Origin of the sequence: Neolewinella marina (assembly GCF_002631205.1) — a bacterium.
In the GTDB taxonomy this organism is placed as follows: domain Bacteria; phylum Bacteroidota; class Bacteroidia; order Chitinophagales; family Saprospiraceae; genus Neolewinella; species Neolewinella marina.
On record NZ_PDLO01000011.1, the window covers coordinates 1 to 12,080 of the forward strand.

Annotated in this window: 9 protein-coding genes; 4 read left to right on the plus strand and 5 right to left on the minus strand. The window is 62.2% G+C overall.

Annotated features, from left to right (window positions below; genetic code table 11):
* The first annotated feature begins 369 nt into the window (after positions 1-369).
* A complete protein-coding gene (locus CGL56_RS17120; protein WP_167641644.1) occupies positions 370-2,145 on the plus strand; it encodes an aminopeptidase P family protein in 1,776 nt (591 codons plus the stop codon).
* Positions 2,146-2,332: 187 nt separating this feature from the next.
* Positions 2,333-4,138, plus strand: coding sequence for an ABC transporter ATP-binding protein (locus CGL56_RS17125; RefSeq protein WP_099107812.1), 1,806 nt, complete (start codon positions 2,333-2,335; stop codon positions 4,136-4,138).
* A gap of 707 nt (positions 4,139-4,845) precedes the next feature.
* Here the strand turns inward: CGL56_RS17125 and CGL56_RS17130 are convergent.
* From CGL56_RS17130 to CGL56_RS17140, 3 genes are all read right to left on the minus strand, one after another.
* A complete protein-coding gene (locus tag CGL56_RS17130; protein WP_209280359.1) occupies positions 4,846-6,324 on the minus strand; it encodes an arylsulfatase in 1,479 nt (492 codons plus the stop codon).
* Positions 6,325-6,407: 83 nt separating this feature from the next.
* Positions 6,408-6,863 carry a VOC family protein gene (locus CGL56_RS17135; protein ID WP_099107813.1) on the minus strand — a complete coding sequence of 152 codons (456 nt, stop codon included), beginning with the start codon at positions 6,861-6,863 and terminating at the stop codon, positions 6,408-6,410.
* A gap of 20 nt (positions 6,864-6,883) precedes the next feature.
* Positions 6,884-7,567 carry a CPBP family intramembrane glutamic endopeptidase gene (locus CGL56_RS17140; RefSeq protein WP_167641643.1) on the minus strand — a complete coding sequence of 228 codons (684 nt, stop codon included), beginning with the start codon at positions 7,565-7,567 and terminating at the stop codon, positions 6,884-6,886.
* Between the two features lie 125 nt (positions 7,568-7,692).
* Here CGL56_RS17140 and CGL56_RS17145 point away from each other — a divergent pair, with 125 nt between their 5' ends.
* Together CGL56_RS17145 and CGL56_RS18390 are read left to right on the plus strand one after the other, a co-directional pair.
* Positions 7,693-8,301 carry a TolB family protein gene (locus CGL56_RS17145; protein ID WP_209280358.1) on the plus strand — a complete coding sequence of 203 codons (609 nt, stop codon included), beginning with the start codon at positions 7,693-7,695 and terminating at the stop codon, positions 8,299-8,301.
* A 33-nt stretch (positions 8,302-8,334) separates the two neighbouring features.
* A complete protein-coding gene (locus tag CGL56_RS18390; RefSeq protein ID WP_209280357.1) occupies positions 8,335-8,616 on the plus strand; it encodes a TolB family protein in 282 nt (93 codons plus the stop codon).
* A 12-nt stretch (positions 8,617-8,628) separates the two neighbouring features.
* Here CGL56_RS18390 and CGL56_RS17150 read toward each other — a convergent pair whose 3' ends face one another.
* Both CGL56_RS17150 and CGL56_RS17155 read right to left on the minus strand, forming a co-directional pair.
* Complete coding sequence (locus CGL56_RS17150) at positions 8,629-10,776, minus strand: cation:proton antiporter (RefSeq protein ID WP_099107815.1); 2,148 nt, start codon at positions 10,774-10,776, stop codon at positions 8,629-8,631.
* A 175-nt stretch (positions 10,777-10,951) separates the two neighbouring features.
* A complete protein-coding gene (locus CGL56_RS17155; RefSeq protein ID WP_099107816.1) occupies positions 10,952-11,668 on the minus strand; it encodes a class I SAM-dependent DNA methyltransferase in 717 nt (238 codons plus the stop codon).
* Positions 11,669-12,080: the final 412 nt, after the last annotated feature.

Below are 12,080 nucleotides of genomic sequence, written 5' to 3' on the forward strand. Positions count from 1 at the left end.
GGTCAACATCTGATGACATGCCGGCCTGGACGAGCGAAGCGAGCTGCCCCGCAAATGGTACATGGTACGTCGTCCTTTGTAAATGGTAAATTATTACCCGCCGGCTGAGACATCAGATGATGGCCTCCTACGTCGGTCAACATCTGGTGACATGCCGGCCTGGACGAGCGAAGCGAGCTGCCCCGCAAATGGTACATGGTACGTCGTCCTTTGTAAATGGTAAATTATTACCCGCCGGCTAAGACATCCGATGGTGCCCTCCTGCGTCGGTCAACATCTGATGACATGCCGGCTGGTGATGATGGACCGGCTGTCAACCCCTTCCACGGCACCCGCGCGCCGCCGCCCGCGTGGAGTATATTTGGCACCATGACGATCCCGGAAAAACTGACTGCCCTGCGCCAGCAATTGCTCGAGCACCAGCTGGACGCCTACGTGGTGCCCAGCACCGACCCCCACCAGAGTGAGTACCCCGCCCCGCGGTGGGCCTCCCGGGAATGGCTGACCGGCTTCACCGGTTCGGCCGGCACCCTGGTGGTGACCCTCCACGAAGCCCGGCTCTGGACCGACAGCCGCTATTTCCTGCAGGCGGAGCAGGAACTGGACGGAACCGGTATCCAACTCATGAAACTCAAAACGCCGCATACCCCGGAGTACGCCGAATGGCTCACCGACCACCTGCTGAGCGGGCAAACCGTGGGAGTGGACGGCCGCGTCTTCAGCGCCCACGCCGCCAAACGGCTGCACAAGAAACTGGAAAAGGCCGGACTGCACCTGCGCACCGACCACGACCTGATCGACTTCATCTGGGAAGACCGGCCGGCCCTGCCCAACCGGCCCGTGAGCGAGCATCTGGCCGACTTCAGCGGAGAACGGTGGGAAGACCGGCTGCAACAGCTGGTGGACTGGATGGCGGAGCAGGAGCTGGACTACTTCCTCGTTTCCGCCCTGGACGAACTGGCTTGGCTGCTGAACCTGCGCGGTACCGACATCGACTTCAACCCCCTGATGGTGGGCTACTTCATCGCCGGCCGCCGGGGCGACCACGCGGTCTTCGCCGAACAGTCCGAAGCCCTGGCCGCCTGGGCCGATAAACTGCCCGAACTGCAGCGACTGCCCTACCGCGAAACCAGTCACTACCTGCGCCGCCTCAACGCCGAGGACGCCGACATCGGCTTCGACCCGACCACCACTTCCGTATTCCTGGCGCGGGCGGCGGGCGGCAAGGATGCCGGAAACATCACCAGCCCCATTCCCGGCTGGAAGGCAAAGAAGAACCCTACCGCCCTGCAGCACCTGCGGGAGGTAATGGCCCACGACGCCGTGGCCCTGCTGCGGTTGCGCCGCTGGCTGGACGAGGCCGTATCGAAGGGAGTGACGGAATACGATGTAGGCGAAAAGCTGGCGGAATTCCGCGGACAGTACAAGAACTACGTCAGTGAAAGTTTCCACCCCATCGTAGGCTACCAGGGCAACGGTGCCATCGTGCACTACCACGCCACCGAGGAATCCGCCGCCACCCTGCAGCCGGAAGGCATCCTGCTGGTCGACAGCGGCGGACAGTACCACAACGGCACCACCGATATCACCCGCACCTTTGCCCTGGGCACGCCCAGCGCGGAGCAGCGCCTTCACTTCACCCTCGTCCTCCAGGGTCACATCGACCTGGCGATGGCCCGCTTTCCCGTCGGAACCGGAGGCGTGCAGCTCGACATTCTGGCGCGGCGCCCGCTGTGGCAGCACGAGCTGAACTACGGCCACGGCACCGGTCACGGGGTAGGCTTCTTCCTGAACGTCCACGAAGGCCCGGCGGGGATCAGTCCGAACCCCCGCTCCCCCTCCGCCCAGCACGAACTGGAGCCCGGCATGGTCCTGAGCAACGAGCCGGGTTACTACCGCGACGGGCAGTACGGCATCCGCACGGAAGACCTGGTCGTGGTCACCGAATCCGAGCGCGAAGGTTGGCTGTACTTCGAGACCGTCACCCTCTTCCCGATCGACCGCCGCCTGATCGACGTCGAATTACTGACGAAGGAGCAGCTCCGCTGGCTGAACGACTACCACCGAATGGTATGGGAACGCGTTTCCCCCCTGCTGGAAGGGGAGGAGAGTGAGTGGCTCCGCCGGGAATGCGCCGAACTGTAGAATGGATGCGGCCCGCCTGGGCGCACGCAGGGAGCTATCCCGCGAATTGGTACATGGTACCTGGTAAATTGTAAATCCCGTGCTCCTGCGTCGGTCAACATCCGATGACGGGCCGGCGCCGCGACCTGCTCCTCCAACTATCCGCCCCGGCAAACGTTCCATCCCCGATCGCAGAACCCCGACTCCCTTGCGCGAACTCAAATTCCTAAACCGTTTCTTCTGGAAGTACCGCTGGCGCCTGGCGTTGGGCATTGTCTTCATCTGTATTTCCAACTACTTCCAGGTACTGCAGCCGCAGGTAATCCGGGAAGCGTTGGACCTGGTCATTGATTACGTCAATACCTACCGGATCTACGACGGCTTTGAGGTGCAGGGGGAGTTCTTCGGCATCCTGAGCCACACCCTGATGCTCTTTGCCGGTCTGGTACTGCTGCTGGCCCTGATCATGGGCTTCTTCCTCTACCTGACGCGGCAGACGATCATCGTTATGTCGCGGCTCATCGAGTACGACCTGCGGGAGGTGATCTTTGAGCACTACGAGGACCTGAGCCTGGAGTTCTACAAGCGGAACAACACCGGTGACCTGATGAACCGGATCACCGAGGACGTGAACAAGGTGCGGATGTACCTCGGTCCGGCGGTGATGTACCTGGCCAACCTCATCTCCACCATCATCTTCGTGATTGCGAGCATGCTGGCGGTAAGCCCGACCCTGACGCTCTATACCCTGATCCCGCTTCCGGTGCTGGCGGTGAGCATTTACTACGTGAGTAACATCATCCACACCCGCTCTACGCTGATCCAGCAGCAGCTCTCCAAGCTGACCAGCATCGCCCAGGAGGTGTTCTCCGGCATCCGGGTGGTGAAAAGCTACGTGCGGGAGCGGCAGCAGGTGCAGTTTTTCGCCAAGCAAAGTGATGTGTACAAGGACATGAGCGTAGACCTGGCAAAGGTCGATGCCTGGTTCTTCCCCCTGATGGTCTTCATGGTAGGCGCGGCAACGGTACTGACGGTCTACGTGGGCGGACTGCAGGTAGTCGCCGGAGAGATCTCCGCCGGCAACATCGCCGAGTTTGTCATCTACGTCAATATGCTCACCTGGCCGGTGACCGCCATCGGCTGGATCGCCAGCATCGTGCAGCAGGCCGCCGCCAGCCAGAAACGGATCAACGAATTCCTGGATACGAAGGCCACGATCACCGACCCCCATCCCGAATACCGGGGCGGATTGAAGGGCGACATCACCTTCGAGAACGTCACCTTCGTCTACCCCGATACCGGCATCAAGGCGCTGGATAACCTCAATTTCACCCTCAAGGCCGGCGAAAAGCTGGCCATCATCGGCCGCACCGGCTCGGGCAAGACCTCGGTAGCCGACCTGCTGCTGCGGATGTACGACGTGACCAGCGGCCGTATCCTCATCGACGGGCAGGACATCCGCGAGATCGGACTGGCCAACCTGCGCCGCAAGATCGGCTACGTACCCCAGGACGTATTCCTCTTCTCCGACACCATCAAGGCCAACATCGCCTTCGGGGCCGACCACGATCCCGACGACGCCGAAATCGAGCAGTTCGCCAAACACGCCGCCGTGTACAAGGACATCGAAGGCCTCACCCTCGGCTTCGACACCCTGGTGGGCGAACGCGGTGTAACCCTTTCCGGTGGACAAAAGCAGCGCGTAAGCATTGCCCGGGCCCTCATCAAACGACCCGACATCGTCATCCTGGACGACAGCCTCAGCGCCGTGGACACCAACACCGAACAGCAGATTCTGGGCTACTTCAACCAGGCCCTGCAGGAGAAGACCTCCATTATCATCACCCACCGCATCTACGGCCACCTCACCTTCGACAAGATCATCGTGCTGGACCAGGGCCGCGTAGCCGAAATGGGCACCCACGAAGAACTGCTGGCCAATGGCGGCTACTACAGCGAGATCGTGGAGCGGCAGATGGCCGAAGAGGTAGAGGTGGATGAAGACGCGGAGTAGGTAGGATTTACGATTTCTGATTTACGAGGTGCGATTTCGCTGCCGGAGGTTTCTGCGCGCGTCATAGCCGGCATGTCATCAGATGTTGACCGACGCGGGAGGGCATCATCTGATGTCTTAGCCGGCGGAAGGGTGAGGGGTTTCCCGGCCTGATTCGGTTGCCTCACGCCCTTTGACCGCGAGGCCCATTCCTCGGTTCCCTCAGAATTGACCTCGCTGATTCGGACCCGTCCCTTCCAGGGCCGGTTGAATTTACCATTTACGAGGTACCATGTACCATTGCGGGGCAGCTCGCTACTCGTAGGTCAGGGCCCAGGTAAGGGATAGCGGGGTGAGGACCTCCAGGCCCGATTTCGACGCCTCACGCCCTTTGACCGCGAGGCCCATTCCTGGGAATTGACCCCGCTAATTCGGGGCCGTCCCTTCCAGGGCCGGTTGAATTTACCGTTTACGAGGTACCATGTACCATTGCGGGGCAGCTCGCTACTCGTAGGTCAGGGCCCAGGTAAGGGATAGCGGGGTGAGGGCCTCCAGGACCGATTTCGACGCCTCACGCCCTTCGACCGCGAGGCCCATACCTGGGAATTGACCTCGCTAATTCGGGACCCGTCCCTTCCAGGGCCGGGTGAGGGATATACGATCTACCAATTACACAGTACGAATTCGCTGCAGGAGGTTTCTGCGCGCCACGCTCGTCTCAGCCGTCCCTACACCCCTACCTCCACCGCCCAGGCGGCGTAGAGGGTGGCCATCTCCTCCACCCGTTGCGGTTGGTCGGGGGCAATGTCGCGGAGTTCGGTGGGGTCGGTATGGAGGTCGAAGAGGCGCCAGGGGGCGTCGGCGGCTTCGCGGCTGAGTTTGTAGCGGCCCAGGCGGACGGCGGCGCGGCCGTAGTGTTCCCAGAAGAGGGGGCGTTCCTGTTGGTGGGATTGCTGGTCGATCACCGCGAAGATGTCGCCGCCCGGGAGGTTCATGGCACCCGCGTCCCCGCCCGCAGCCGTTACGCAGGTGGGCAGCAGGTCGATGACGTGGGCGTAGGCGTCGATCCAGTCGGAGTGGCGCGGCAGGCCGGCGGGCCAGTGGGCGATCAGGGGGGTGGCGATGCCGCCTTCATCGGTCCACTGCTTGAACTTGCGGAAGGGGACGTTGCTGAGTTGGCTCCATGGTTTGCGGTAGGCCACGTAGCTGCCCGGTTGACCGATGGCGGCGGTATCTCGATGGAGGTTGCGGCCGGAGATGTCCTCGGCGGAGCCGCCATTGTCGGAAAGGAAAAGGATGAGGGTATTGTCGAGTTGTCCGGTGGCTTCGAGCTGGCGGACCAGGCGGCCGATGCCCTCGTCCATGCGCTGTACCATGGCGGCGTAGACCTCCATACGGCGTTCCCATTGCAGGGCGGGATCGGCGGCGGACCAGTCGGAAACGTCGTCGTCGAGGGGGGGCAGCACGTAGCGATCGTCGGTGAGGCCCAACTGCTGTTGCCGGGCGTGGCGTTCGTGGCGGAGGCTGTCCCACCCCGCGGCGTAGCGACCGGCGTACTGCTCCACGATTTCTTCCGGGGCGTGCAGCGGCCAGTGGGGGGCGGTGTAGGAGAGGTAGAGGAAGAAGGGTCGGTCGGGGTCGTGGTCGGCGAGCACCTCAAGCGCGAAATCGGTATACGCATCCGTTGCGTACCAGCCGCGGGCCGGGGGCACCCAGGGCAGGGAGTCGAGGACCATCTGCCGGAGGCGATCCTGGTCGCGACGGATGGTGTAGTAGCTACTGGCACCGCTGATGAGTCCGAAGTAGCGGTCGAATCCCCGCCGCAGGGGCCAGTGTTCCGGCCGTTCGCCGACGTGCCATTTGCCGGACATATACGTGCGGTACCCCTGCACCCTCAGCACCTCGGCCAGGGTAGGGATGCTGTCGGTGAGGTAACCCTGGTAAGGGCCGGGGGAAGGTTCGCTGTCGCGGTCACTGACCATCTTGCCCATACCGGCGGTGTGGGGGTATTGCCCCGTGAGCAGGGAAGCGCGGGTGGGGCAGCAGCGGGCGGCGTTGTAGAAATGACGGAACTTCAGCCCGCTGGCGGCCAGGCGGTCCAGGGTGGGCGTGGCGATCTCCCCTCCGTAGCAGCCGAGGTCGGAGTAGCCCAGGTCGTCGGCCAGGATGACTACAAGGTTCGGGGGCGCGGGTTCCGGAAGGGACACCGCGGATGCCGGGGCGGTCGCCGGAGATTGGCAAGCGCCCAGTAGCAGAAGGCACAGGAGGGCAGTAGCGGCGCGCACGGAGGTCACTTGGTGGTGGGGCCTCCCATCGCCGTAAACACATGGTCGACCGGCTCCCAGAGCTCGATCTTGTTGCCTTCGGGGTCCAGGATGTGGACGAACTTGCCGTAGTCGTAGGTCGCGATCTCGTCGAGCACGGTGACACCGTTGGCCCGGAACTGCTCCACCAGGGCCTCGATCCCTTCCACCCGGTAATTGATCATAAAGGGCTTCTCGGAGGGCGCGAAGTAGTCGGTGTCGGCCGCGAAGGGGCTCCACTGCAGGTAGTTGATCTCCTCGGGGCGGTGGGCGTTGCGGAACTCGAAGGAGGAGCCGTAGGGGGTGGTAGCCAGTCCGAGGTGGCGGCTGTACCACTCCTTGGTCCGCTCAGTGTCCTCACACTTGAAGAATATGCCGCCGATGCCGGTTACGCGGGGCTTTGTGGTAGACTTTTCGGAGGTTGATTTCAGGTCTTCTGCCATGATCGTTGGTCGGGGATGCGTTAGTGTGGCTTGGAAGATAGGGGATAGCGGCGGTTCACCAGAAAAAGGGTAAGTAGGGGGATGGCCAGGTACAGCAGCAGGGAGACCAGTGAGGCCGCCTCCTCAGAGACGGGCCTCAGCAACAGGGCTCCGAAGGGACCGGCGGCAAACAGGGTATGGTTCACCAGGTTCCACCCCAGGTGGAGGCCGAAGGGCAGGGCAATGGATGAGGTGCGGGCGTAGGCGAAAGCGAAGACGTAGCCCATAAGACCGGTAGCCAGGAAGACCACGGCCATGGCCACCGGATTGCCCCAGGCACCCTGGGTGAACCAGTGGTATACGCCAAAGGCGGCTGCGGAAATCAAACAGGCCCCAATCTCGGGCAGGCGCCGCAGGAGCATATACAGGAGAATGCCCCGGAAGATCAGTTCCTCGAACAGCACGGAGTTGAGGTCGTACCAGAGGGATTGGGCCAGCTGGCCGGGCACGATTTGCTCCACCCACGTCCACTGGATATCCTGGATGAGGGTAGAAATGCCATGGTAGGCCACGCACGCCAGGGCCAGTACCGCGAAGCCCCAGCTGAATTCCCGGCCGCGACGGGAGAGGGGTAGGATCCAGCTGCGGAGAAGGTGCCCGGGTCCGGTAGCGCGGGAGAGCCCCGCCGTGAATATCAGTAAGCCGAGATTGTAGAAGATGGTCATGCCGAAGCGTAAATACGGAATGACGGCGAAAATAACCGACGGGGCGGGGCAAGGGTAACCCCACTCCATCAACCATGGACCTTACCTTACGGAAAGGGGCTGGACAACACACACTTACTACCGCGATGAGATTTCTCCCGATCGTCTTCTCCCTTCTGTTTCTGACCGCCTGCCGCAGTGGCGGCTTACCCCCGGCCGGAAAAGCGGGGGCGGCGCCGGGTACGCCCAACGGCCGCATCGCCTTCGTCAGCAATCGATCGGGCGACTACGAGGTCTACACCGTGCATGCCGACGGCAGCGGACTGACCAACCTGACGAACCACCCGGCGCTGGACTTCAGCGTATCCGGCTCCCCGGACGGGCGTGAGTTGGCCTTCTATTCCGACCGCGACGGCAACCGGGAAATCTACCTGATGCCCGCCGCGGGTGGCCCGCCACAGCGACTCACCGACCACCCGGCTGCGGACGTACTGCCGAGTTTCTCTCCGGACGGTCAACTCATCGCCTTCGTAAGCGAACGGGGCGGAAAGGGCCGTGACCTCTACCGGATGAACCACGACGGATCGGGTGTCGCCGCCCTGACCGACAACGCGGACTACGAAGAAAGCCCGTCGTGGTCCCCCGACGGGCGCTACATCCTGTTCACCCTCCAGCTGCGGGAGGCTACCGACACCACCCACGCGGCCAACGGGGAGATCTTCCGCATGGAGGCTGACGGGAGCAAGGTGCAGTGACTGACCGACAAAGAGGGGTACGATTCGGGAGCGGTGTATTCCCCCGACGGGACACGCGTCGCCTTTTACGGACTGGCCGACGACCGTTGGGACCTCTACCTCATGGACGCCGACGGCAGCAACCTCAGTAACCTTACCCAGGACACCACCGAATGCTACTCTCTGAGCTGGTCGCCCGACGGGCAGTGGATCGCCTACACCGCCGGCTCAGCGGGAGCGTACGACCTGTGGCTGATCCACGTGGCAAGCAAGCAACGCCTCCGGCTGACCGACGGACCGGCCCGCAGCGAAGCCCCCGCCTGGCTCCGGGAGTGAAGGTGGGGGTGGTCACTTCCTCCGAAAAAGGCTGGCGATGGTCTTTCCGATCTCGTCAAGCTTTTCGAAGGGTTCCAACATCGTGGGGTTCCTGAAATCGATGCCGGCGTCGTCCGTCACCCCGATCTGTATGGGGTAGACGAGGATGAAACTCTTGTCGGCAAAATACTTGTTGAGGTAGTAGGGGACCTTGACCATGCTGGACTGAAAGGAGGGGTGCTCCCTGCGGCTCATCACGATGATGAGGTTGTCGTTTTTCTGGATTTCCCGGGTGAGGACCAGGAAGTCGTCCCAGTCGTCAAACGCATTAAATTCGGCGTGCACCGGATGTTTGGCCTGCACGCCCCGGAGGTATTCGAGGGTATCGGCGGGGCCGTAGAAGACCAGTTTGGCCCCGGAATTGCGAGCGATATTCCACACCTTCACCAGCCAGAAGGGAAAGCCGATCTCCTTCTCGGCGTCGGCCGGAATGATGACCACGTGCCGCTGGACGGTGGCGAAGGGCTGGTAGGGTTTGTAGATGAGGGTGGTGGTGTTGCACTTGGTCAGAATGCCCTCAGTAAGGTTTCCTAGGAAGGTGTCACTGATGTCCTTCTTGACGTGGAGGCCCAGAATCAGGTCGCTGATGCGCTGCTCCTTCACCACGCTGATGATGCCGTTGGCGATGTTCAGGTCGTAGCGCAGCAGCTCGTGCAGGGGGGTGTCGGTGGCGGAGGCCGTCACGGCCGCCTTGTGCAGGATCTTCTTGGCCTTGGTATTGCCGCTGTTGCCGGCTGCGGTATTGTCGACGATGCTCAGGGCGTACAGCCCGTCCTTGTTGTTCCTGGATTTTACCGTGATGCCCAGGTTGATCAACTCATCCGTCGTTTCCACGTTGCTGATGGGGATGAGGATGCGCTCCTGGTGTTCCTCCTCCTCCCCGACGGCGTCTCCCGCCTCGGCCAGGGCAATGTTCTTGGCGCCCTTCTGGGCCACGAAAGAGGCCATGGTGCAGGTGAAGAGGATCATCAGGATCGTACCGTTCAGGACGGTCTCGTCGAGCAGGCGGATCGGGGCGCCGGCCGCCGTTTCACCCAGGATGATGTTGTAGCCCACCAGCACGGCGGCCAGGGTGGCGGCGGCCTGGGCGTTGCTGAGGCCGAAGATCAGCCGCCGCTCGTCCAGGGAGAAGCCGTAGGTCTGCTGCGTCAGCCAGGCGGCCAGGAACTTGGCGGAAGTGGCCACCACGATCATGACCGTACCCACCCATAGGGTATCGAGGTCGGAGAAGAAGGCACGGTAATCGATCAGCATGCCCACCCCGATGAGGAAGAAGGGAATGAAAATGGCGTTCCCCACGAACTCGATCCGGTTCATCAGCGGAGAGGTATGGGGGATGAGCCGGTTCAGCGCCAGGCCAGACAAAAAGGCCCCGATGATAGCCTCGATACCCGCCAGCTCCGCCAGGGCGGCACCGAGGAAGACCATTACCAGGACGAAGATGTACTGGGACACGTTGTCGTCAAACCGCCGCAGGAACCACCGGCCAATAATGGGGAACAGCAACATCACGGTAAGCCCGAAAGCCAGGATGGAAAGCGTAAGCCTGACCCAGAACTGAGCATTCACCTCCCCGGAAGTCATGCCCACCACTACCGCCAGCACCAACAGCGCCAGGGTATCAGTGATCATGGTGCCCCCCACGGTAACGTTCACGGCCTTGTTCTTCGCCACCCCGAGCTTGCTCACGAGGGGGTAGGCAATCAGCGTATGGGAGGCGAACATGCTGGCCAGCAGCACCGACGTGAGCCCGGAGAACTTCAGCACGTAGAGGCCCGTCAGGGTGCCCAGTGTCATAGGGATGATGAACGTATAGAGTCCGAAGACGAGGCTCTTGCCACTGTTCTTCTTGAAGTCCACCAGGTCGATCTCCAGTCCGGCCAGGAACATGATGTAGAGCAGTCCCGCCGTACCGGAAAGGATGATGCTGCTGTCGCGCTCGATCAGGTTAAAGCCGTTGGGCCCCACGACCGCCCCGGCAATGATGAGGCCGAGCAGGTGGGGGATCTTCAACTTGTTCAACAGCAGTGGCGCAATCAGGATGATCACCAGGATCAGCAGGAACTTCACGACCGGGTTGGTCAGCGGGAGGGCGACGTCGAATAAATACGGTAGCGGCATACTCTCTCCCGGTGATCTGGTGATGCGCCCGTCCTGTCCAATATTCCGTTGGGCGGGTACGCGGGTGCCGCGCAACCGGGTGGAGCCGGAGTGGGTAGCACGGAACGCCGATCGAAGATAGGGCTACGGTACCGCCCTTTTCTCCAAATTATGCCCAGCAGGAAAAGGCGTCGGCTTACCCCCGGACACCCCTCAACATCATAAAGGCCGGGAAGGCGTTCAGCTCCCGGAAGTGCTTCGGATCGTGCTGCTCGAATTCGGGAACGGGGCGGGGCTCTAGGAGCCTGTCCAGGTAAAATCCGTTCTCGGTCAACGGGGTGATACAGGCCTGCAGCGGGCGGCGATAGCCGGGCATCTCCACCGGGGTGCCGAAGCCGGTCCAGGTGGCCGTGACCTCCTCGGTGTCGAAGTACGCCCCAGAATTATAGTACCCGTAGTCGAAGAAGGGGTGCTCCAGGGAAAGCACAAGGCACCCTCCCGGCCGGAGTACGCGGTGGAACTCCCGGATCGTAGGTCCCCAGTCGCGCAGGTAGTGCAGGGCGAGGGCGCAGAGCACCACGTCGCAGCTAGCTTCTCCCAGCATCTCCAGCGGATTAGCCAGGTCGTGAACGAAGAAGGTCCCGCCGTTGGGATTGCGACGGCGCGCAAGTTCCACCATCCGCGGACTCAGGTCGCAGCCCGTCACCCGCGCCCCCCGCTCCAGCAGGATTTCGGCGTACTTGCCCGGGCCGCAGCCCGCGTCGAGTACGTGCTTGCCCTCCACCTCGGGCAGTAGCGACAGCGTATTGGGCCGGTCGTAGTAGGCATTGTGCGGCTTGTCGTCAATGTGGGCGTCAAAATCGGCCGCGAGCTGATCGTACGTTTGCCTGATCTTGAGGGTCAAGGGATCCATGGTCAGGAAAGATACGGGCCATTACCCTGTACGTAGCCGGCTAAGACATCCCACCCGCCCGGCCCTGGAAGGGACGGCCCCGAATTAGCGGGGTCAATTCCGGGTAATGGGCCTCGCGGGCATTAAGTATGATTCCCCCCGGGGCGGCGATACCATCAAGTCGCGTTCAAATTGGACGTTGGGAGATATGCGATTCTCGATTCTCGATACTCGATTCTCGATTCTCGATACTTGATTCTCGATTTTGCTACCGCACGGCTCTGCTCGCTACCGCTCGTTGGAATTACTTACCAGAAGGCACTGAGGGACACGGAGGTTGGTGGGGGAGCTCCCTTCATGGCGCTCTGTGGACCTCCGCGCCCCAGGGGTGAGAATAAATCGGGTCTGGAGACCCTCCACCCTAGTGGGCACG